The 22,496-nt window shown below is 68.7% G+C and carries 21 protein-coding genes; 16 read left to right on the top strand and 5 right to left on the bottom strand.

All coding sequences use genetic code 11. The annotated features are described in order from the left end of the window. Positions 1-201: 201 nt before the first annotated feature. Both WFJ36_RS05945 and WFJ36_RS05940 read left to right on the top strand, forming a co-directional pair. Entirely contained in the window at positions 202-1,575 is a 1,374-nt protein-coding gene (locus WFJ36_RS05945; RefSeq protein ID WP_336642878.1) for a glycoside hydrolase family 1 protein, read from the top strand. Then, positions 1,572-2,810 carry an MFS transporter gene (locus tag WFJ36_RS05940; protein WP_336642877.1) on the top strand — a complete coding sequence of 413 codons (1,239 nt, stop codon included), beginning with the start codon at positions 1,572-1,574 and terminating at the stop codon, positions 2,808-2,810. Before WFJ36_RS05945 ends, WFJ36_RS05940 begins: the two co-directional genes overlap by 4 nt. On the opposite strand, the gene WFJ36_RS05935 is transcribed toward WFJ36_RS05940, so the two are convergent. From WFJ36_RS05935 to WFJ36_RS05915, 5 genes are all read right to left on the bottom strand, one after another. After that, entirely contained in the window at positions 2,802-3,533 is a 732-nt protein-coding gene (locus WFJ36_RS05935; RefSeq protein WP_336642876.1) for an alpha/beta fold hydrolase, read from the bottom strand. The genes WFJ36_RS05940 and WFJ36_RS05935 overlap by 9 nt on opposite strands. Positions 3,534-3,608: 75 nt before the next feature. Next, entirely contained in the window at positions 3,609-5,318 is a 1,710-nt protein-coding gene (locus tag WFJ36_RS05930; protein ID WP_336642875.1) for an ABC transporter family substrate-binding protein, read from the bottom strand. Positions 5,319-5,451: 133 nt separating this feature from the next. After that, on the bottom strand, positions 5,452-7,380 hold the full coding sequence (locus WFJ36_RS05925) for an ABC transporter ATP-binding protein (RefSeq protein ID WP_060921465.1): 1,929 nt from the start codon (positions 7,378-7,380) through the stop codon (positions 5,452-5,454). Then, a complete protein-coding gene (locus WFJ36_RS05920; protein WP_336642874.1) occupies positions 7,377-8,297 on the bottom strand; it encodes an ABC transporter permease in 921 nt (306 codons plus the stop codon). The genes WFJ36_RS05925 and WFJ36_RS05920 overlap by 4 nt, the downstream gene beginning before the upstream one ends. Positions 8,298-8,299: 2 nt before the next feature. Next, a complete protein-coding gene (locus WFJ36_RS05915; protein WP_071329520.1) occupies positions 8,300-9,283 on the bottom strand; it encodes an ABC transporter permease in 984 nt (327 codons plus the stop codon). Positions 9,284-9,525: 242 nt separating this feature from the next. Here WFJ36_RS05915 and lepA point away from each other — a divergent pair, with 242 nt between their 5' ends. The 14 genes from lepA to WFJ36_RS05845 all read left to right on the top strand — a co-directional run bounded on the left by lepA (position 9,526) and on the right by WFJ36_RS05845 (position 22,487). Beyond that, positions 9,526-11,394, top strand: coding sequence for a translation elongation factor 4 (gene lepA, locus WFJ36_RS05910; RefSeq protein WP_025103696.1), 1,869 nt, complete (start codon positions 9,526-9,528; stop codon positions 11,392-11,394). Between the two features lie 81 nt (positions 11,395-11,475). Then, positions 11,476-12,129 (top strand): DUF1990 family protein, encoded by a 654-nt coding sequence (locus WFJ36_RS05905; RefSeq protein ID WP_336642873.1) that lies wholly within the window; start codon positions 11,476-11,478, stop codon positions 12,127-12,129. Beyond that, on the top strand, positions 12,129-13,346 hold the full coding sequence (hemW, locus tag WFJ36_RS05900; RefSeq protein WP_336642872.1) for a radical SAM family heme chaperone HemW: 1,218 nt from the start codon (positions 12,129-12,131) through the stop codon (positions 13,344-13,346). The genes WFJ36_RS05905 and hemW overlap by 1 nt, the downstream gene beginning before the upstream one ends. 107 nt (positions 13,347-13,453) lie before the next feature. Beyond that, positions 13,454-14,485 carry a heat-inducible transcriptional repressor HrcA gene (gene hrcA, locus WFJ36_RS05895; protein WP_071329516.1) on the top strand — a complete coding sequence of 344 codons (1,032 nt, stop codon included), beginning with the start codon at positions 13,454-13,456 and terminating at the stop codon, positions 14,483-14,485. A 36-nt stretch (positions 14,486-14,521) separates the two neighbouring features. Further along, positions 14,522-15,634 (top strand): molecular chaperone DnaJ, encoded by a 1,113-nt coding sequence (gene dnaJ / locus WFJ36_RS05890; RefSeq protein WP_336642871.1) that lies wholly within the window; start codon positions 14,522-14,524, stop codon positions 15,632-15,634. A gap of 2 nt (positions 15,635-15,636) precedes the next feature. Beyond that, positions 15,637-16,365: a 16S rRNA (uracil(1498)-N(3))-methyltransferase gene (locus tag WFJ36_RS05885; protein ID WP_071329515.1), complete on the top strand. Its 729-nt coding sequence runs from the start codon at positions 15,637-15,639 to the stop codon at positions 16,363-16,365. 37 nt (positions 16,366-16,402) lie between these two features. Next, a complete protein-coding gene (locus WFJ36_RS05880) occupies positions 16,403-16,750 on the top strand; it encodes an HIT domain-containing protein (RefSeq protein ID WP_071329514.1) in 348 nt (115 codons plus the stop codon). A 46-nt stretch (positions 16,751-16,796) separates the two neighbouring features. Further along, the gene (locus WFJ36_RS05875; RefSeq protein ID WP_240743087.1) at positions 16,797-17,822 is read left to right on the top strand and encodes a PhoH family protein; all 1,026 of its coding nucleotides are present in this window, start codon (positions 16,797-16,799) and stop codon (positions 17,820-17,822) included. Continuing rightward, a complete protein-coding gene (gene ybeY, locus WFJ36_RS05870) occupies positions 17,819-18,280 on the top strand; it encodes an rRNA maturation RNase YbeY (RefSeq protein ID WP_025103688.1) in 462 nt (153 codons plus the stop codon). Before WFJ36_RS05875 ends, ybeY begins: the two co-directional genes overlap by 4 nt. Then, on the top strand, positions 18,277-19,569 hold the full coding sequence (locus WFJ36_RS05865) for a hemolysin family protein (protein ID WP_071329512.1): 1,293 nt from the start codon (positions 18,277-18,279) through the stop codon (positions 19,567-19,569). Before ybeY ends, WFJ36_RS05865 begins: the two co-directional genes overlap by 4 nt. Further along, positions 19,562-20,458, top strand: a complete 897-nt coding sequence (era, locus tag WFJ36_RS05860) for a GTPase Era (RefSeq protein ID WP_336642870.1) — start codon at positions 19,562-19,564, stop codon at positions 20,456-20,458. The genes WFJ36_RS05865 and era overlap by 8 nt, the downstream gene beginning before the upstream one ends. 54 nt (positions 20,459-20,512) lie before the next feature. Further along, positions 20,513-21,034 (top strand): RNA polymerase sigma factor, encoded by a 522-nt coding sequence (locus WFJ36_RS05855; RefSeq protein WP_071329510.1) that lies wholly within the window; start codon positions 20,513-20,515, stop codon positions 21,032-21,034. After that, complete coding sequence (locus WFJ36_RS05850; protein ID WP_336642869.1) at positions 21,034-22,014, top strand: hypothetical protein; 981 nt, start codon at positions 21,034-21,036, stop codon at positions 22,012-22,014. The genes WFJ36_RS05855 and WFJ36_RS05850 overlap by 1 nt, the downstream gene beginning before the upstream one ends. Next, positions 22,011-22,487 carry a hypothetical protein gene (locus WFJ36_RS05845; protein WP_336642868.1) on the top strand — a complete coding sequence of 159 codons (477 nt, stop codon included), beginning with the start codon at positions 22,011-22,013 and terminating at the stop codon, positions 22,485-22,487. The genes WFJ36_RS05850 and WFJ36_RS05845 overlap by 4 nt, the downstream gene beginning before the upstream one ends. Positions 22,488-22,496: the final 9 nt, after the last annotated feature.

Below are 22,496 nucleotides of genomic sequence, written 5' to 3'. Positions count from 1 at the left end.
GGAGTTATTCGGAGTGCCGGCAGCAGAAGAGGGCTGCTGCACGGCGGTCGTGAGGGAAGAACCCACACGCAAGCCAAGAGTCGAGTCTACCAGCACCGGACCGGATCGTGTGAAACGGCGCCGTCCCGGCGAGACGCCGTCGCGCGGAGGGTGGGACCGGGTGCAGAATCATCCTCAACGACGATGACGTCAAGGAGCCCGATGACCCCCCTCAGCACCGACCCGACCGCGCGTGCGCGGCTTCGCTGGTCCGCCGCCACCTCAGCCATCCAGATCGAGGGTTCCCGCCGTGCAGACGGAGCGGGCCGGTCGATCTGGGACGACGAGATCGCGAAGCCCGGACGCATCCGCGACGGCTCGACGGCGGAGCCGGCCTGCGACAGCTATCGCCGTGTGGCGGATGACGTCGCCCTGGTGGCCGGTCTCGGACTCGACCGGTACCGGTTCTCGATTCCGTGGGCGCGCGTGCAACCGGACGGACACGGACCCGGGAACGTCGCGGCACTGGACCACTACGCCCGCGTCGTCGATGCTCTGCTCGAGGCCGGAGTCACACCCTTCCCGACGCTCTATCACTGGGAGCTGCCGAGCCCGGTCGAGGCCGACGGCGGCTGGCTCGCCCGCGACACCGCCGAACGCTTCGGGGAGTACGTCGCCCTCGTCGCCGCCCGCCTCGGAGACCGGGTGTCGTCGTGGTACACGCTGAACGAGCCTGCCATGACCACCCTGCAGGGCTACGCGGTCGGCGCGCTCGCACCAGGCAGGCAGCTCTTCTACGGCGCGCTTCCGACCGCGCACCATCAGCTGCTCGCCCATTCCCGAGCCGCTGACGTGCTGCGAGACCAGGGTGCGGAGAGCGTGGGGCTCGTCAACAACCACACCTGGGTCCTGCCGCTGCGGGACACCGAAGAGGATCATGCCGCAGCCGCGGTGTACGACCTCCTGCACAACCGGCTGTTCAGCGAGCCGCTGCTCTCCGGGACGACACCGGATCTGGAGGCGCTCGGGCTTCCGCCGCTGCCCCTCCTCGGCGACGACCTCGCACGCATCGCGGGATCGATCGACTTCTATGGCGTGAACTTCTACAACCCGACGACCGTCACCGCCGCGAGTCCCGGGAACGACATCCCGTTCGAGATCGTGCCGACACCCGGAGTCCCCGTCACCGGGTTCGGACCCGAGTGGCCGATCATGCCGTCCGCTCTGCGTGATCTCTTGATCGATCTGCACCGCCGCCACCCGGGCATGCCTCCGATCATCATCGGAGAGAACGGAGCTTCCTTCCCGGAGCCCGACGTCGCCGGTCCTGTGGAGGACATCGACCGGATCGCCTACCTCTCCGCGCACATCGACGCGGTGGGCGAGGCCATCGCCGCCGGCGTCCCCGTCGAGGAGTACACAGTCTGGTCGCTGCTCGACAACTGGGAGTGGACGGACGGCTACACGCAGCGGTTCGGTCTCGTGCACGTGGACTTCTCGACGGGGGAGCGGATTCCGAAGGCCTCTTATGGCTGGTATCGGGAGCTCGTCGCGGGCGCTCATGCGGCCCGCACCGCCGGGGCGGCACGCGCATGAGCGGGGCCCCGGGCATCGCCACCCGCAGGGCGGGCCTGCGCTGGATGTCGTTGTTCACCCTCGCCTGGCTCGCCATCTGGACCGTCCAGCTCACCCCGGTCCAGCTCCTTCTCCCGCTGCAGCTCGACACTCCTGAGGACGACTGGATCCGTGGCGTCGTCTCCTCCGGGATCGTGCTCGGAGTGGGTGGTCTCGCCGGCGTCGTCGCCGGGCCGCTCGCCGGAGCGATCTCGGACCGCGCCCGTGCCGGCGCACACCGACGGCGGCCATGGGCTCTGGGCGGCGTCGCGCTCACCGCCGCGTGTCTCGTGCTCACCGGATTCGCCGAGGGGCCGTGGGCGGTCGGCGCCGGCTGGGTCGGCGTCTCGATCGGCGTCGCTGTCTCCTCCGCCGCGTTTACCGCGCTCATCGCCGACCAGCTCCCGACCACGCAGCGCGGCGCCGCGTCCGCCGCGGTCGGTTCGAGCCAGGCGGTCGGCATCGTGCTCGGGGTCGGCCTGGTCGTGCTGCTGGGCCTCGGTATCGTCGCCGGGTATCTCCTCCTCGCCGGCATCATCGCGGTGGTGGGCATCGCCGCGGCGCTGCTGCTGCCGGACCCGCCGAGCACCGAAGCGCTGCGTCCGCAGCGCATCGGGCGTCCCCGGCTGGCGTCGCTCCGCGACCGCGACTTCGCCTGGATGCTCTCCGGCCGGCTCGTCACGAACATCGGCAACGCTCTCGGGACGGCCCTGTTCCTCTTCTTCCTCCTCCACGGCCTCGGCCAGGAGAGCACGACCGCACAGGACAACCTCCTTCTCCTCATCGTCGTCTACACCGTCTTCGTCGTTGTCGCCTCGGTGATCACGGGGATCATCTCCGACCGCACCGGCGAGCGGCGTCGACTCGCTGTGGCGGCTACGGTCGTGCAGGCGGCGTCGGGCGCGGTGATCGTGGCTCTACCCACCTTCGAGATGACGATGATCGCCGCCGCGCTCATGGGCGTCGGCTACGGCACCTTCTCTACGGTGGGACTCGCGTTCGCGGCCGATCTGCTCCCGGATGAGCAGGACCACGCGCGCGACCTCGGCATCGTGAACGTGACCGCCGCCCTCGGCCAACTCATCGGGCCCGTCCTCGGAGCGGGGCTCGTCGCCCTGGCCGGCGGGTTCTGGCTCGTCTTCCTCGCGGCGGCCGTCCTATCGCTTGTCGGCGGAGCTCTCACCGCCGCCGCGCGGCCCCGAGTGCTCTCAGCCTGACGCCGTGCGCTGCTCGATCGTCGCGATCGCGAGCGCGAGGACGGCATTGAACACCCGCGGGCGCATGGCCGGGAGAAGGTGCGTGGTCCGCGGCACGACGATGAGTTCCGCCTCGGGGGCCAGACGCCGGAACAGGGGTTCGTTCAGCCGGAGCTGATCGTACTGGCCGTTCACGAACCACAGGGGCACCTCGATGCGGGGGACAGCGGCGGCGACGTCCAGGGCGGCGAGGCTGCGGAGCGTCTGGTCCTGGATGTCGAGCGCATAGCCGCCGGCGGCGAAATCCCCGCGATTCTCCTCGGGGATCGTCGCGGCGAGCATGCGCTGCGTCAGCCACATGCCACGGTCGGGCAGGGAGTCGACCGCACGGGCGAACAGGCGGTACGCGCGCAGTCCGGCGCCGCGGGGGAGCGAGGTGCATGCGGCGGCGACGAGTCCGTCGACGGGCGGAGGCTCCGCGCCACCGGTGTACGCCAGGGAGAGCAGCCCGCCCATCGAGTGCCCGACCAGCAGGACGGGGCCCCGCTCCGCGGCGGCGCGGACGGCGGCGTCGATCGTGTGCAGCGCCTCGTGGAGGGTGAAGTCCTCGGCCATCCGGCTGCCGTGGCCGGGAAGGTCGACGGCGGTGACGGGATGTCCGTGCGCCTCCAGGTACTCGATCTGCGACCGCCACATGGTGGCCGACGTGCGGATGCCGTGCACGAGGACGGTCTGGACGGTCACGCCTTCAGCATAAGGAAAGCGGGGCCGGTGGATGAACCACCGACCCCGCTTCGACACGAGATGTGTCAGAGGATGTTACTTCTCCCAGCCGACGTTCTCGACCGGCGTGATGCCGAACAGGTCGAGACCCACGTAGGGCTCCGGCGTCAGGTTGGCCAGACCCTCCTGAACCGTGTAGATCTGCGGGCCGTTGTACAGCGGGATGAGACCCCAGCGCTTGTAGATCTCGGGCTCGAGCTCCATGGCGGCCTTGGTCTGCGCCTCGGGGTCGCTCTGCGACTCGACCTTGTCCTTGATCTCCGCGTCGAGCTCGGCGTCACCGACACCCGACAGGTTCAGACCGGAGTCCGAGCAGTAGAGCTGGCAGAACCAGGCGGCACCGAACGGGTCGGACGAGGTGAAGCGGAGTCCGGAGACGTCCCAGTTCTTCGAGGTGTAGTCGTCGGAGAACTGGCTGGCGGGACGCACATCGACCTTGACGTCGATGCCGATCTCCTTCTCCTGCGCCTGCAGCGACTGCGCGAGCGCCTTGGCGGTCGCGGTGTCGTTCCAGATGGGGTAGACCACGGAGAGCTTGACGCCGTCCTTCTCGCGGATGCCATCCGAGCCTTCGGTCCAGCCGGCCTCGTCGAGGAGCTTCTTGGCGCCCTCGACGTCGAACTCCCAGCCGGCGGCCTTCATCGAGTCGGTGTAGCCGGGCTGGAAGGAGAACAGGGTGAGCGAACCGGCCGGGTCCTCTTCGTAGCCGAGGCCGTTCCAGGCGATCTGCTTCTGCTGGTCGATGTTGATGGCCTTGAAGAACGCCTCACGGACCTTGACGTCCTCGAACTGCGGCTTCGTCGCGTCGACCTGCAGGATGGTGTTCGCCGTCTGCTGGGCGCGGTAGACGACCGCACCGTCGACGTCCTTGACCTGGTCGATGAGCTCCTGGGAGCCCGTCTCCACCATGTCGACCTCGCCGTTCTTGAAGGCGTTGACGCCGGCCTGGCCGTCCATGCCCGTCATGGTGACCTTGTCGAGCAGCGGAGCGTCGCCCCACCACTCGGGGTTCGGCTTGAAGGAGATGTAGCCCTTGTTCGCGTCGAACTCGTCGACGGTGTACGGGCCGGCACCCCACTCCGGGTGCGGGTTGTCGATCATCGCCTCGTTGAAGACGTCCGGGTCGGCGAGGGCCGGGTGGATCACGCCGCCGTTGAACGGCATCTGCGGCCAGGCGAACTCGCCCTTGAAGGTCACGATGGCCGTCTTGGGGGAGTCGCCCTGCTCGACGGACTCGATCTCCTTGTAGCCATCGGTCGCGTTCGGGTTGAAGCCCTCGTCGTAGGAGCGGTTGGCCTTCCACGTGGCATCGATGGCGGTCCAGTCCATGTCGGTGCCGTCGTTCCAGTGGGCCTCGTCGGTGAACGTGAACGTCAGGACCGTCTTGCCGTCCTTGACCTCGTTCTTCCACTCCGACAGGTAGTTGTCGTTCTTGTACTGCGTGCCGTCCGGCTCCATCAGGATCAGCTGCGGCGTGTACCACGCGGCGATGCGTGCGGTGTCCGCGCTGCCGTCGCTGTTGAACGCGTTGAGCTGGTCGGGGACCTCGCGGATGGCGAAGTTGACTTCGCCGCCTTCCTTCAGGTTCTCGCGCGGCTGCGGGTTGTAGTTCGCCATTTCGACTTCGGCAGCTTCGCCGTTGTCGCCGCTGTTGCCACTGCCGCCGTTTCCGGCAGCGCACCCGCTGATCGCGAGTGCGAGAACGCCGGTGAATGCCAGCGCTCCCATCAGCTTGGACTGCTTCATGGTGCTCCTTTCGCCTTACGGCGTGTCATAAAGGGAAGAATAGTTCGAGCCTCATACCGGTACGCCGCCGTGCGGTGAATAGCGCCTAACCGTTATCGGACGGTGACCACCCTCGGCCCCGGCCATGCCCGCGTCAGACCGTCGCCGGCTTCGTGCTGACCGTGTCGGGATCGAACACGACGCGCTGCCGCGTGCGCTCGATGTCCGGGTCGGGGACCGGGATCGCCGAGAGCAGAGCCTTGGTGTAGGGATGCTGCGGATTGTCGAACACCTCGTCCACATCGCCGTGCTCGACGAAATCGCCGAGGTACATCACGGCGACCCGATCGGCGATGTGGCGGACGACGGAGAGGTCGTGCGCCACGAAGAGGTACGACAGCCCGAGCTTAACCTTGAGCTCATCGAGGAGATTGATCACGCCGGCCTGGATCGACACGTCGAGCGCGGAGACCGGCTCGTCGAGAACGACGATCTTGGGGTTCGTCGACAGCGCGCGGGCGATGCCGATGCGCTGTCGCTGACCACCCGAGAACGCCTGGGGGAAGCGATCGCGATGCGCCGGATTGAGGCCGACGAGATCCATGAGCTCACCGACACGACGGTGCACCTCGGCGCTCGGCGTTCCGATCGCGAGAAGCGGCTCCGCGATGATATCGGCGACGGTCAGGCGAGGATCCAGAGCACCCATCGGGTCCTGGAAAACGATCTGGATGTCGCGACGCAGTGCGCGCTCGACCTTGTGGCTGCGGATGTCGTTGACACTCGTGCCGGCGATCACGATGTCGCCCTCGGTCTGCTTGACCATGTCCATGATCTGCAGCAGCGTCGTCGTCTTGCCGGAGCCGGACTCGCCGACGATGGCCATCGTCTCGCCCTCGCGCACGTCGAAGCTGATCCCCTTGATCGCGTGGACCTCACCGACCTTGCGCTTGAGGAACGCCCCCTTCAGAAGGGGGAACGTCTTGGTGAGGTTCTTCACCTCGAGCGTAATCGGCCGCTCCTCGCGGGGAAGGCGGGTGAGGTCGCTCTCGGGGACCTCGCGCACGGGGTACACCGGTAGCCCGCCGAGCATGCCCCCATCCTCGATCTCGTCCGCACGGATACAGGCCGCACGGTGTTCTGACACGCCTCCCGTGTGAACGGGGAGAAGCTCGGGCTCCTTCGCGCGGCAGGCGTCGATCACGATGGGGCAGCGGTCCGCGAACGGGCACGCATCGGGCAGGTCGATGAGCAGGGGCGGGTTGCCCTTGATCGGGGTCAGGGGCTCCTTCTCGGCCTTGTCCACGCGCGGGATGGCGCCGAGGAGTCCGATCGAGTAGGGCATCCGGGTCTTGTGGAACAGCTCCCTGACCGGGGCCTGCTCGACGGGCTTGCCCGCGTACATGACCATGACGTCGTCGGCGGTGCGGGCCACGACACCCATGTCATGCGTGATCATCATCACGGCCGCGCCGGTCTCGTCCTGTGCCTTCTCGATGAGGTCGAGGATCTGTGCCTGAATCGTCACGTCCAGAGCAGTGGTCGGCTCGTCGGCGATGATCAGCTTGGGGTCGTTCGCCATCGCGATGGCGATGACGACGCGCTGGCGCATGCCTCCGGAGAACTCGTGGGGGAAGGCCTTCATGCGCTTCTCCGGCTCCGGGATCCCGACCAGCTTGAGAAGGTCGATGGCCCGGGCGTTGGCCTCCTTGCCGCTCATGTTGCGGTGCACGGTCAACGCCTCGATCAGCTGCGTGCCGATCGTGTACACGGGAGTCAGCGAGGTCAGCGGGTCCTGGAAGATCATCGACAGGCCGTTGCCGCGGATCGTGGAGAGCTGCGCGTCCGTCTTGCCGATCAGCTCCTGGCCGTCGAACATGATCGAGCCCGACACCTTGGCGTTCTCGTCGAGCAGGCCCATCACCGCCAGGGAGGTGACCGACTTGCCCGATCCGGACTCTCCGACGATGCCGAGGGTCTTTCCGGCCTCGAGGTCGAAGGAGACGCCGCGGACGGCGTGGACACGACCGGCCTCAGAGGCGAAGCTGACGTTGAGGTCGCGGACGGAGAGGATGGGGCTCATGCGCGGCCTCCAGCAGCCGAGGTGGGATCGAGGGCATCACGCAGACCGTCGGCGATGAGTGCCATCGACACGGTGAGCAGAGTGAGGACGAGGGCCGGGAAGTAGAACAGCCACGGCGAGCTCGTGATGGTCGTGCTCCCCTCGCCGATCAGGGAGCCGAGGGAGACATCGGGGATCTTGACGCCGAAGCCGATGAACGACAGACCGGTCTCAGTCGTCACGGCGGCGACGATGCCCAGGGTGAAGTTGATCACCAGCAGTGATCCGATGTTGGGGACCAGGTGCCGCAGGACGATGCGTCCGCCACGGACCCCCATGTAGCGCGCGGCCTGCACGTACTCGCGTTCGCGGAGCGACAGCGCCATCGTCCAGATGATGCGCGCGGGGAAGAACCATCCGACGAAGATCATCACCAGGGCGATGACCCACCAGACGCCGCCGGAGTCGTTCGAGACGACCGACAGGATGAGGAAGGTCGGAACGACCATCATGAAGTGGATCACCAGAAGAGCGATGCGCTCGAACCAGCCGCCGAAGTAGGCGGCAGCCGTGCCGACGAGTGCCGAGAGGATCGTCGTGCCGAGAGAGACGGTGATGGCGATCATGAGCGAGCGCTGCAGACCGACAGCGGTCTGCGTGTACGTGTCGTTGCCGGCGCCGTTGGTCCCGAACCAGTGGTCGGCCGACGGGGGCGAGCTCAATGCCAGGAAGTCCATGTCATTCACCGCGTAGCGCGACAGCAACGGTCCGAGCGTCGCGAAGAGGATCAGGACGAACAGCACGATGATGCCGCCGACAGCGGGCTTGTTGCGCAGGAACCGACGCGTGTACAACGTCCACTTCGAGAGCGTCTTGTCGGCGGGCTGCGGAGGCCCGACAGGCGGCTCGACGAGGGGATCGATCATTTCCGTGGTCATTTTCAGCTCACCCTCACTCGCGGGTCGAGGATGACCACGATGATGTCCGCCAGCACGGCGCCGATCGCGGTCAGAACGGCGCCGAACGCGGCGACCGCCACGACACCGTTGATGTCGTTCTGGTTGATGGTGTCGAGGAAGTAGCGCCCCATGCCCTGCCAGGCGAAGATCGTCTCCGTCAGGATCGCGCCGGTGAAGATCGTCGGGATCGTGAAGGCGACCTGGGTGGCGACGGGGATGAGAGACGTGCGGAGCGCGTGCTTCCGGATCGCCTGGGCCTTCGTGAGCCCCTTGGCGCGCGCCGTGCGGACGTAATCGGCGTTGATGTTGTCGAGCAGCAGGGAGCGCTGAAGGAAGTGATACTGGGCGTAACCGACCAGCACCAGAGCGATCGTCGGCAGGGTGACGTGCTGGAGCGCATCGATGATCGTGGGGAAGAAGCCGGTGACCCCGGGACTGGAGGAGCCGGTGACGTAGAAGATGCGCACGCCGGTCGCCTCGTTGAGGGCGATGGCGAGGAGCACCACGGCGAGACCCGCCACGATGATGTTGATGTTCATCGTGATGATCGAGGTCGCCTGGCCGATGCGATCGGCGAGCTTGTACTGACGAGAGGCGGTGTACACGCCCAGCCAGACGCCGAGGACGGCGGCGATGATCGTGGCTCCGAGGACGAGCTCGGCGCTGACCCACATGCGATAGGCGACCTGCTCGTTCACCGACTGCCCCGTCGGGCTGACGCCCCAGTCCCATCGCAGCAGAATCCCCGAGAACCAGGTCCACCACCGTTCGATCAGCGGGACGGTGTCGCTCAGGTTGCGGGGGATGAGGACGTTGTCGATCTGCTCAGGACTGAGCGGAGGGCGACGACCCACATAGTTGCTGCGCGGATCGAGGAAGCCCCACGCGAGGAAGTAGGTGAGGTTCGTCGCGACCACGATCATGAGCAGCCAGCCGAGGGCACGGCGCGCGAGGTACTTGATCAAAGGGGATTTGTCTTTCTCTTCTCCAGACGCGCTCGGGGTCTGCCGACGCAACGCTGAGCCGGGCGGATGATCGGGTTTCATCCGCCGTTCCGCGCGACGCGACAGCCCTCACGGAGTCTGTGACGGAGTCGTATCGCTTACGGGATCCGGTGTCACGGATTGATCCCGGGCAACTTCGGGAGACTATCACCGATACGCACGAATGGGGATTATGAGGACCCTCACCGTAGAATCGACGGGACATGTCCCCACGCGCTCTCACCCCGCTTCAGCCTGCCGCGACGCCGGCTGCGCAGATCCGTAACTTCTGCATCATCGCCCACATCGACCACGGCAAGTCGACCCTGGCCGACCGCATGCTCCAGATCACGGGCGTGGTCGCGGAGCGGGACATGCGCGCCCAGTACCTCGACCGCATGGACATCGAACGGGAGCGCGGCATCACGATCAAGAGCCAGGCGGTGCGGATGCCGTGGGCTCTGGGTCAGGCGCAGGGCCCGGACGAGGTGTTCGCGCTCAACATGATCGACACCCCCGGTCACGTCGACTTCACGTACGAGGTGTCCCGGTCGCTGGCCGCGTGCGAGGGGGCCATCCTCCTCGTCGACGCCGCGCAGGGCATCGAGGCCCAGACGCTGGCCAACCTCTACCTCGCGCTGGAGAACGACCTCCACATCATCCCCGTCCTCAACAAGATCGACCTCCCCGCGGCCGACCCCGAGAAGTACGCGAAGGAGCTGGCCTCTCTCATCGGGGGCAAGCCGGAGGACGTGCTGCGTGTCTCCGGGAAGACCGGCATGGGGGTCGAGGATCTCCTCGACCGGATCGTCGAGGAGATCCCGGCTCCGGTGGGCGACGCGGACGCACCCGCGCGGGCCATGATCTTCGATTCCGTGTACGACGCCTACCGCGGCGTGGTCACCTACGTGCGGATGGTCGACGGCAGCCTCTCGCCCCGGGAGCGCATCCAGATGATGTCCACCGGGGCGAACCACGAGGCCCTCGAGGTCGGCGTGTCGAGCCCGGAGCCCACCCCGACCAAGGGCCTCGGCGTCGGCGAGGTGGGCTACCTCATCACCGGCGTGAAGGACGTGCGGCAGTCGAAGGTCGGCGACACGATCACGAACGCGCGCAAGCCCGCGGCGGAGGCGCTTCCCGGCTACACGGACCCCAAGCCGATGGTCTTCTCGGGCATCTACCCGATCGACGGCAGCGACTACGCCGAACTGCGCGAGGCGCTCGACAAGCTCAAGCTCTCCGACGCCTCGCTGCAGTACGAGCCGGAGACCTCCGTGGCGCTCGGCTTCGGGTTCCGCTGCGGGTTCCTCGGCCTGCTGCACCTGGAGATCGTGACCGAGCGCCTTTCGCGGGAGTTCGGCCTCGACCTCATCACCACCGCCCCGAGCGTGATCTACGAGGTCGTCACGAGCGACACCGGCGAGACGGTGACCGTGACGAACCCGAGCGAGTACCCCGACGGCCGTATCGGCTCGGTGTCCGAGCCGATGGTCAAGGCGGCGATCCTGCTGCCGAAGGACTACGTCGGCACCGTCATGGAGCTGTGCCAGTCGCGGCGCGGCACGCTGCTCGGCATGGAGTACTTCTCGGAGGAGCGCGTCGAGCTGCGCTACAACATGCCGCTCGGCGAGATCGTGTTCGACTTCTTCGACCAGCTCAAGTCCAAGACGCAGGGCTACGCCTCGCTCGACTACGAGCCTTCGGGGCAGCAGGAGGCCGACCTCGTCAAGGTCGACATCCTCCTGCAGGGCGAGAAGGTCGATGCGTTCAGCTCGATCGTGCACCGCGACAAGGCCTACGCCTACGGCACGATGATGGCGGAGCGGCTGCGCAAGCTCATCCCTCGCCAGCAGTTCGAGGTGCCGATCCAAGCCGCGATCGGTGCGCGCATCATCGCCCGGGAGACGATCCGCGCGATCCGCAAGGACGTGCTCGCCAAGTGCTACGGCGGTGACATCACCCGCAAGCGCAAGCTCCTCGAGAAGCAGAAGGAGGGCAAGAAGCGCATGAAGATGGTGGGCCGTGTCGAGGTGCCGCAGGAGGCGTTCATCGCCGCGCTCTCCGGCGATGTCGAGACCAAGGACAAGAAGTAGCCCACCCGCTGAACCCGGGGGATGTGACGGCGCGCGGCGCAGGGGGTGTTCGCTCAGGGAACCCGAAGTAGGCTGGATCTCATGCGGCGCGGGACTTTCCGAGACGACACGGTGGACTATGCGGCCGTGGGTGCGACCCACGCCCCCGATCTGATGCAGTACCCGCCGGAGCGCAGCATCCCGGCGGAGGAATCCTGGCGGATCGGCAGTGGCGAGGAGCGTTTCCAGACGGCCGGCGAAGCCCTGCTGTCGTGGACGGCGCAGCGTGCGGCCGGGCTGTCCGTGGAGGACGTCCGTCCGGCTCCCGGTCCCGCCTATGCGGGCGTGAGCTTCGACGCCGAGGGCAATCCCATCGCGCCGAGCAAGCGGGATGTTGAGCCGCGCTACGACGCCGAGGGGATGCCCTTCGTGGGCGCGGGCATGACGCTGCACCTGCGGTGCCGAGTCGGCGGCATGCGCGCCGACTCCGAGCTGCGTGTGATCTCGGTCACGGAGGAGACCCGGCGGATCGGCTTCGTGCTGGGCACGGTCGGAGGCTCCGTGGTCAGCGGCGAGGAGTCGTTCGACGTGGACTGGCGCGAGGACAACGACGAGGTCTGGTTCACGGTCCGGGCCTTCGACGCCCCGAACACGCTGCTCTACCGTCTCGTCCCCGCTCTGATGAAGCGCCGCCGTCGCGAGCTCTTCGCGCGCTACCTCCGCGCGATCTCCCCGCTCTACGCGACCCCGGTGTGATGGCGGGACCACTTCCGCTCGGGGATCCGGCGCCCGCGGACGGGCGACTCCCCGCCGATCTCCCGACCTCCGCCGAGACGCCGTTCTCCGCCTACCTCCACATCCCGTTCTGCCGGGTGCGCTGCGGCTACTGCGACTTCAACACGTACACGTCCGGTGAGCTCCGCGGGGCGAAGCAGGAGGACTACGCGTCCACCCTCATCGGGGAGATCGCCCTCGCGCGTACGGTGCTGGACGAGGCCGGGGCGCTGCGCCCGATGGACACGGTGTTCTTCGGCGGCGGCACGCCGACGCTGCTTCCCGCGGGAGACCTCGCCCGCATGCTGGGAGCGGCCACCGCGGCGTTCGGACTCGCACCGGGCGCGGAGGTCACGGTCGAGGCCAACCCCGACACCGTGACCCCGGAGGTCGCGCGCATCCTCGCCGAGGCGGGGGTCACGAGGCTGTCCATCGGCATGCAGTCCGCCGTCCCGCACGTCCTCGCCGCACTCGACCGGACGCACCGGCCCGAGAACGTCCGCACCGCCGTCGCCGCGGCGAAGGAGGCCGGACTCGCGGTCAGCGTCGACCTCATCTACGGCGCACCGGGGGAGACCCTCGCCGACTGGGAAGCCTCGCTCGACGCCGCCCTGGCCCTGGAGTCCGACCACATCTCCGCCTACGCCCTCATCATCGAGGACGGCACGAAGCTCGCCCGTCAGATCCGTCGCGGCGAGGTGCCGACCCCGGACGACGACCTCCAGGCCGACATGTACGAGCTGGCGGACGAGCGCCTCGCCGCCGCCGGGTTCGAGTGGTACGAGGTCAGCAACTGGGCTCGCAGCGAGGGGCAGCGGTCGCGGCACAACCTCGCGTACTGGCGGGGCAGCGACTGGTGGGGCTTCGGTCCCGGCGCCCACAGCCACGTCGCCGGACTCCGGTGGTGGAACGTCAAGCATCCCGCCGCCTACGCGCAGCGCCTGGCGGCCGCGTCGTCGCCGGCGGCCGGGCGCGAACGTCCGGACCTGGAGGCGCGGACCCTGGAGCGCATCCTCCTCGTCAGCCGCATCCGTGAGGGGATCGCGGTGACCGACGTCCCGGAGCAGAACAGGGGGCGGGTGGCCGGGCTGATCGCCGACGGCCTGATCGATGCGGCGGCGGCGATCCGCGGGCGCGTCCAGCTCACGCTCCGCGGCCGTCTCCTCGCCGATGCCGTGGTGCGCGAGCTGACGGACTGAGCCGCGACGCCGGGCTGTCCGCCTTCGGAGATCTCCCGATCACAGGAGGTAGGATTGGCACTCAGGGTGGCAGAGTGCCAGCATCCGGTCGGCGGGAAGGGGAACCCATGGTCACAGAGCGAGGGCTGCAGGTCCTCCGCGCGATCGTGCAGGACTACGTCGAGACGCACGAGCCCGTGGGCAGCCGTTCCATCGTCGACCGTCATTCCTTCGGTGTCTCGGCGGCGACCATCCGCAACGACATGGCGCAACTGGAGGACGAGGAGCTGATCACGGCTCCGCACACCTCATCCGGACGCGTGCCGACGGACAAGGGGTACCGGGTGTTCGTCAATCACCTCGCGCAGCTCCGTCCGCTCTCCACCGCGCAGCGTTCCGCCATCGAGTCCTTCCTCGCCGATCCGGCCGACCTCGACGATCTGATGGCGCGGACCGTCCGCGTGCTCACACAGCTCACCGGACAGGTCGCCCTGGCCCAGTACCCGTCGTTCGCGCGGGCGCACGTGACCCACGTGGAGCTCGTGACGCTCGCTCCCAACCGGCTCCTCACGGTCCTGGTGACCGATGCCGGCGGGGTGTCGCAGCGGATCACCGTGCTCCCGGACATGATCGACGAGGCGGATCTCGCGGTGCTTCGCGCGCGACTCTCCGCCCTCATCACCGGCCAGGCGATCGCAGCGGCCTCCGACCGGCTGCAGGCGCTCCTGGCCGCCGACGAGACGCCGCAGGACCGCGTGCTCCGCACGGTCGCCGCCGTCGTCGTGGACGAACTCGGCGGCTTCCGGCAGGAGCGGCTCGTGATGGCGGGCGCGGCGACTCTGGCGCGGCGCGAGCAAGACTTCCGCGGCAGCATCCATCCCCTCCTCGAGGCCATCGAGGAACAGGTCACGCTGCTGCGGCTGATGAGCGAGATGGTGCCCGACGAGCACGGCCTCGCGGCGAGCATCGGCACCGAGAACGCCTCCTTCGGGCTCGGCGAGGCGTCGATCGTCGCCAGCAACTACGCGGCGCCCTCGGGGACCGCGCGGGTCGGTGTCATGGGGCCCACCCGGATGGACTATCCGAGCAACCTCGCGGCGGCACGGGCGGTCGCCCGCTACCTGTCGCGGATGCTCGACGACGACGAGGCCGGCCGCTGAGGCGGCCCCCACGGAAACACACGCAGAAGGGCGATTGTGGCGGACCACTACGAGGTTCTCGGGGTGTCCCGGGACGCTTCCACCGATGAGATCAAGAAGGCGTATCGGCGCCTGGCACGGCAGCTCCACCCGGACGTGAACCCGGGTGAGGAGGCCGCAGAGAAGTTCAAGCTCGTCACGCACGCCTACGACGTGCTCAGCGACGAGGAGTCACGCCGCCGCTACGACATTGGCGGCGGCGACGGCGCGAACAACTTCGGCGGCTTCGGCGGCTTCGGCGACATCTTCGAGACGTTCTTCGGCGCGTCCCAGGGTGGCGGTCGCGGCGCCCGCCCGCGGTCGAGGCGTGAGCGCGGGCAGGACGCGCTCGTCCGGGTCACCCTCGACCTCGGCGACGTCGTCTTCGGCGCGCACCGCGACATCGAGGTCGACACGGCCGTGCTCTGCGAGACCTGCCAGGGCTCCTGCTGTCAGGAGGGCACCTCGCCGGTCACCTGCGACATCTGCGGGGGCACCGGTCACGTGCAGCGTCAGGTGCGGAGCCTCCTCGGCAACGTCGTCACCTCCCAGCCGTGCGGCACGTGCGAGGGCTACGGCACGACCATCCCGTACCCCTGCGGCACCTGCGGCGGGCAGGGACGGGTCCGGTCGCGTCGTACGGTCTCCCTCGACATCCCGGCGGGCGTCGAGACCGGCCTGCGGCTGCAGCTCCCCGGCTCCGGCGAGGTCGGCCGCGCGGGCGGCCCGAACGGTGATCTCTACGTCGAGGTGACGGTCAACCCGCACCCCGCGTTCAGCCGTGACGGCGACGACCTGCTCGCCACGCTCGAGGTGTCCATGACCGACGCCATCCTCGGCACCGAGACCTCGATCGAAGGACTCGACGGGGAGGTCGACCTGGAGATCCGCGCGGGCGTGCAGTCCGGCGACGTGCTGACCATCAAGGGGCGGGGCATCACGCCGCTGCGCGGCACCCAGCGCGGCGACCTCCGCGTCGGCGTGCAGGTGGTCACCCCCACCAAGCTCGACTCCGCGCAGCGCAAGCTCATCGAGGACTTCGCCAAGAAGAACAAGGCGCCGGGCCCGCAGCTCGCGCAGTTCCAGCAGGGCCTGTTCTCCAAGCTCCGCGACCGGTTCCGCACCCACTGATCGTGGCGCTGCACTTCCTCGTCGAATCCGCGGGCGACGCCGCGGTGGGCGGTCTCGTGTCGCTCACCGGGGCCGAGGCGAAGCATGCGGCCGTCGTCCGGCGGCTCCGCGTCGGTGAGGCCCTCACCGTCGGCGATGGCCGGGGCGTCTGGCTGACGGGCGTCGCCGAAGAGGTGTCGCCGTCGCGCGTCGACGTCCGGATCACCGAGCGCGTCGAGCACGAGCCCGCGAGTCCGCGCCTCGTGCTCGTACAGGCGCTGGCGAAGGGCGACCGCGACGAACTCGCCGTGCAGGCCGCGTGCGAGCTCGGCGTCGACGAGATCGTGCCCTGGCAGGCGGGGCGCAGCGTGTCCCGCTGGGAGGGACCGAAAGCCGTGAAGGGGCGCGAGCGCTGGGCGACGATCGTCCGCGAGGCAGCCAAGCAGGCGCACCGGGCCTGGGTGCCGGAGGTGGCCGCCCCGGAGTCGACCGCGCAGCTCGCGGCCCGCGCAGCGACGCAACGTGTGCTGCTGCTCGACCCGACCGCTCCCGCCCGGCTCTCCGCGCTCGTCCCCGATGGCCGCGACCTCGTGCTCGTGGTGGGGCCGGAAGGCGGGATCGCTCCGGAGGAGCTCGAGAAGCTCACGGCCGCGGGCGCCGAGCGCGTTCTCCTCGGCGACACCGTGCTGCGCACGTCGACCGCGGGTCCCGCGGCGATCGCCGTGCTGTCGGCCGCCCTCGGCCGGTGGTGACCGGCCGCGCCACGCGGTCCCCCAGTAAGCTGAGAGCATGAGCGAACCCTCGATCTTCACGCGCATCCTCACCGGGGACATCCCGGGGGAGATCCTGCTCGACACGGGCCGCGTCTTCGCGATCCGCGACATCGATCCGCAGGCGCCGCTCCATGTGCTCGTCATTCCCAAGACCGAGGAGTACCGCGACGTCACCGCACTCGCGGCCGGGGATCCCGCACTGCTGGCCGAGATGGTCGCCGCGGCGAAGCGCATCGCCGACGAGCACGCGAACGGCGAGTACCGCCTCATCTTCAACAACGGCGCGAGCGTCGCGCAGTCCGTGTTCCACGTGCACGCCCATGTGCTCGGCAACCTCGAGGAGAACAAGCTCGTTGGCTTCTGACGATCAGGAAAACGTCACCGAACGGCTCTATGCCGACGGCGTCGCGATGGTGCAGCTGCTCGGTCCGCAGGACCGGCTGCTGCGGATGCTGGAGCGCGAGCACCGCGACGTGCAGGTGCTCGTCCGCGGCAACGAGATCACGCTCACGGGCGAGCGCGAGGCCGTCGCCAAGGCGAAGAACCTCGTCGACGAGCTCCTCACGATGACGAAGGCCGGGCACGACCTCGCCCCGAGCGACGTGTCGAGCTCGGCGCGCATGCTGCGTCAGGATGGCGGCCCGCGGCCCAGTGAGGTGCTGGGCGAGGCGATCCTCTCCACGCGCGGCAAGGTGATCCGGCCGAAGACCCTCGGTCAGAAGGAGTACGTCGACGCGATCGAGGAGAACACGATCGTGTTCGGCATCGGTCCGGCCGGAACGGGCAAGACCTACCTGGCGATGGCGAAGGCCGTCCAGGCGCTGCAGCGCAAGGAGGTCACCCGCATCATCCTCACCCGTCCGGCGGTCGAGGCAGGGGAGCGCCTCGGGTTCCTCCCCGGAACGCTCACCGACAAGATCGACCCGTACCTGCGGCCGCTCTACGACGCACTGAACGAGATGATGGATCCGGAGATCGTGCCGCGCCTGATGGCGACCGGCACCATCGAGGTCGCCCCGCTCGCCTACATGCGCGGGCGCACGCTCAACGATTCCTTCGTCGTGCTCGACGAGGCCCAGAACACCACGCCCGAACAGATGAAGATGTTCCTCACGCGTCTCGGGTTCGGCACGAAGATGGTCGTGACCGGCGACATCACGCAGGTCGACCTCCCGCAGGGCGCTTCCGGCCTCCGTCTGGTCACCCGGGTGCTCGACGGCATCGACGACATCCACTTCTCCCGTCTCACCAGTGACGACGTGGTCCGGCACTCCCTGGTGGGGCGCATCGTGGACGCCTACAGCGAGTACGACGAGCGGCGCGTGGCGCAGCGGGCTGAGCGCGAGCAGGCGCACGAGTTCGCCAATCGTGCCGAGCGCCGCGGCGCCCAGCGACCAGGACCACGCGACCGCATGCCGAAACGAGGGCTCTCATGATCGAGATCAACAACGAGTCGGCGATCGACGTCGACGAGACCGTGCTGCAGCGGCTGACCGACTTCAACCTCGCGCAGTTGCACGTCAGCGCGGACGCCGAGGTGGCCATCGTGCTCGTCGACGAGGGTGCCATGGAGGCGCTGCACGTGCAGTGGATGGATGAGCCGGGCCCGACCGACGTCCTGAGCTTCCCCATGGACGAGCTCCGCCCCGGCACCGAGGACCGGCCGACGCCCCCAGGGCTGCTCGGCGACATCGTCCTCTGCCCGCAGGTCGCGGAGACACAGGCCCAGGCCGCCGGCCACACCCTCATGGACGAGCTCATCCTGCTCACGACGCACGGACTGCTGCACCTGCTCGGGTTCGACCACGCCGAGCCGGACGAGGAGCGGGAGATGTTCGGGCTGCAGAAGCAGCTCATCCAGGGCTTCGCCGCGTCCGAGCGTCGTCGGCGATGACGGAGCTGCTGCTGCTCGTCGCCGCCGTCCTGCTGGTGGCGTTCGGTGGCCTCATGGCCGCGATCGACGCGGCGTACAGCGTCACCTCCCGCGCCGGTCTGGCCGACATGGCCACGGAGGGCCGCCGCGCGAAGGCGCTGGAACGGATCGCCGCCGATCTCGACGCGCACGTCAACGCCGTCGCCTTCATCCGCGTCCTCGCGGAGGTGACGGCCGCCGTGCTGGTGACGGTCGCGTTCACGATCATGTTCGAGAGCATCTGGTGGGCCATGCTCGCCGCGGCCATCCTGATGACCGGCATCACCTTCGTCCTCGTCGGGGCGAGTCCGCGCACGTTCGGGCATCAGCATGCCGAGAGCATGATCCGGGGCAGCGCGAACGTCGTCCGCGGGCTGCGCATCATCCTCGGGCCGATCGCCCAGGGACTCGTCGTCCTCGGAAACCGGGTGACGCCGGGTACCGGACGCAGCTCATTCTCCAGCGAGGATCAGCTGCTGAGCATGGTCGACGAGGCCGCGTCCAACGACCTCATCGAGGAGGACGACCGCGACCTCATCCACTCGGTGTTCGACTTCACGGACCAGTTCGTCCGCGCGGTGATGGTGCCGCGCACGGAGATGGTCACCGTGGGTGCGGAGGCGACGACCGACGAGGCCATGTCGCTCTTCCTGCATCGCGGCGTGTCCCGCATGCCCGTGGTCGACGACGAGGCCGACGACGTCGTCGGGGTGCTGTACCTCAAGGATCTCGTGCAGTTCGCGTACCGCGACGACAGTGCCTGGCGTGCGGCGTCCATCCGCCCGATCGCACGACCGGCCACGTTCGTCCCCGAGTCGATGCGCGCCGAGACCCTGCTGCAGCAGATGAAGCGCGATGCCGTGCATGTGTGCCTGGTGATCGACGAGCACGGCGGCATCTCGGGGCTCGTGACGCTGGAGGACCTGATCGAGGAGCTCGTCGGGGAGATCTCGGACGAGTACGATCAGGTATCCGCGGAGTTCGTGGATCTCGGTGCCGGACGCTACCGCGTCAGCTCGCGGCTGTCGCTGGAGGATGTGGGCGATCTGTTCGGCCTCGAGCTCGAGGATGAAGACGTCGACTCGATCGGCGGGCTGCTCGGGAAGGCGCTCGGACAGGTCCCGCAGCCCGGCGCGACCGCGGTCGTGGACGGCCTGGTCCTCACGGGTGGCGCCTCGCGAGGGCGCGGCCGAGGGATCGCGACGGTGTTCGTCGAGAGGGCGGCAGAAGCCGACGAGGCGCAGGAAGAAGGAGAGCGACGCGATGACTGAGGACACCCGGAGCGGGTTCGTGACCTTCGTCGGCCGACCGAACGTCGGAAAGTCCACCCTGACGAATGCGCTGGTGGGCGACAAGATCGCCATCACGAGCGAGAAGCCGCAGACCACCCGCCGGGCGATCCGCGGCATCCTCAACCGCCCCGACGGACAGCTCGTCATCGTCGACACCCCCGGCATCCACAAGCCGCGCACGCTCCTGGGCGAACGGCTGAACGACCTCGTGGAGCAGGTCCTGGGTGACGTCGACGTGATCGGCTTCTGCGTGCCCGCGACCGAGAAGGTCGGTCCGGGCGATCGGCGCATCGCCGCGTCGCTCGACGGCTACCCGCGCGCGCAGAAGATCGCGATCGTCACGAAGACCGATGCCGCGGGGCGCGACGAGATCACCGAGCGGCTGATGGAGGTGGACTCCCTCCGGGAGGACTGGGCCGCGGTGATCCCGCTGTCGGCGCTGACGCGCGACCAGCTCGAGGTGCTCGCGGACGAGATCCTGCAGCTCATGCCGGAGGGGCCCGCGCTGTACCCCGAGGGCGTCACCACGGACGAGTCGACCGAGGACCGCATCGCCGAGATCATCCGCGAGGCCGCACTCGACGGCGTGCGCGACGAGCTCCCGCACTCGATCGCCGTCGTCGTCGACGACATCGCCCCGCGCGAGGACAGCGACCTCACCGACGTTCATGCCTCGATCGTCGTCGAGCGGGACAGCCAGAAGGCGATCATCATCGGCCACAAGGGCAAGCGTCTCCGCGACGTGGGAGCGCGCGCCCGCGCCGGCATCGAGGACCTTCTCGGGACCCACGTGTTCCTCGGGCTCCACGTCAAGGTCGCGAAGGAGTGGCAGCGCGACCCCAAGCAGCTCGGGCGGCTCGGGTTCTGACATGCCGGACTGCAGGACGTCGGAGGCGGCGGGCCGACCGCCGACCCCACCGACATGATCGGCCGCGGCGAAGACCCGAGCTCGCTGCGGAACGAGGTCTTCACACGAGTGTTCGATGAGCACTGGGCGACGGTGCGCCATCACATCGAGGGCGTCGTCCCGGATGACGACGAAGTCAGCGAGATCGTGTCGGAGGTCTTCCTCGACGCGTGGTCGCGGCTGCGCCCCACCCGTCCGCCGGGGAAGGTCTGGCTGCTCCGTCAGACCGACCGTCACCTCCGCGCGCGGGCTCGTCGCTCCTCCGTCGTGCACGGGGCGATCGACGCGGTGCATTCGGGGCTCTCCGGCGACCCGGAGAGCCTTGGCGGGTTCGGGCGCAGCGAGGTGCTCAGAGCTTTGGGTGTCCTCACGCCGGGGCAACGGCGTATCATCATGCTCACGTACTGGGATGGACTCGCGGTGGGGGAGATTGCGGAACTGCTGCGTGCTTCCGAGTCCCGGGTGCGGAAGACGCTGGCGCGGGCCGAAGAACGGCTGCGCGCCACGCTGGGACTGGAGGGGACGGGGAGTGCGTGATGTCTGACAATGCCCTGCTTGAGCGTGTGCTCGTGGAGGCCGATCCCGCGCGCACCCCGCGTGATGCTCCTCCGGACGCGCGCGCCATCGCCGCGCGCGACCGCATCATCCGGTCCGCGGGTGCCCCGCGACGCCGGCGAGCACGGACGATCGGCTGGGCGGCAGGGCTGACGGCTGTCGCCGCGTCCGCCGCTGTGGCGATCGGCGTCCTCCTCCCGCAGGGAGCCGCCGTGGCGGGAGCGCCGTCTCCGCTCGTGTTCGAGGATGCCGGTTCGCTGGGTGACACGGTGGCCGCGGCGGAGGCGGATCTCGCGGTCTTCAGTCCACCAGCGGAACCGGAGCGCTCGACACGCACGGCCTTCTGGTCGTACAACGTCGAGGTCGACACCGAACGGGCCGAGGTCGTGCCGCAGTTCGCGACCTTCACCTGGGAGGAGGACCTCTCGGGAGAGGCCGTCGCCATCAACGGTGAGCCGTACGCTCCGACGGATGCGGTGGCGAACGGGCAGGCCGAGGTGAAGAGCACGGGCGAGGTGGCATCCCGTGTCGTCCTCGCTCCGGGTGAGTTCGTCACTCCCGTCGTCGCTGTCCCGGGCGATTCCGCTGAGGACGTCCGGGCATTGCTGGTCGCCTTCGACATGCCTGAGCAGCCGACCGCGTTCGAGGTGGTGACGGCGATCACCTCCGTCTTCGGGCAGTGGACGCTCACGAACGCGCAGCACGTCGAGCTGCTGGCCTTGATCGAGGAATCCGGGGGCGCGGAGGCTCTGGGGACGACGAACGATCGTCTCGGCCGCCCGGTCTCCGGTATCCGTGTGGTCTCTGCCGACGGCGTCGTCCGTGACGACGTGCTCGTATCGCTCGACACCGGCCGCATCGTGGGTCTCGAACGGACTGTGCTCAAGGACGACGGGGTGTTCCCCGCGGGGGCGATCGTCGACTACCGGATGTGGGACATCGACGAGGAGATGCTGCGATGACGCGGCTGCGCATCGCCGTCGTGGTCGGACTGGCCCTGGTCCTGACCGGAGCAGGCGGCCCTGTCGTCGCGGCCACGGCTGAGGAGCCGCCGCTCGACCCGCTGATGGTGCGCATCCTCGACGAGGTGCCCGGTGGCGTGGTGATCGACGCCGGCAGCGCCGTATGGCCGAAGCTCGACATGGAGTACACCTCGAACATGGCGACCGTCCGCACGATGGCGCGAGCGGTCGGGAACTGTGCGACCGGTCGGATCTGCGCGTACCGGGAGCTCAATCGCGTCGGCGCCATGCTGAGCTGGGGGAGCTGTACGACCATCGCGATCCCGTCCTCCTTCGCGACGAAGTCGGCGGCGAACGCCCGCACCTCCGGTTACATGCAGGTCCGGAACGGGAGCACAGTCCTGGCGACGGTCTCCGCCAATGCGTGGAGCAACGTCTCCGGCTCGGCGACCAACATCCGCTGCTTCCTCTGACGGCAGGAC

It is taken from the genome of Microbacterium sp. MMO-113, assembly GCF_037148555.1.
Taxonomy (GTDB): domain Bacteria; phylum Actinomycetota; class Actinomycetes; order Actinomycetales; family Microbacteriaceae; genus Microbacterium.
Note: the sequence above shows the minus strand (reverse complement) of the source record. Positions and strands in the feature narration are given on the sequence as shown.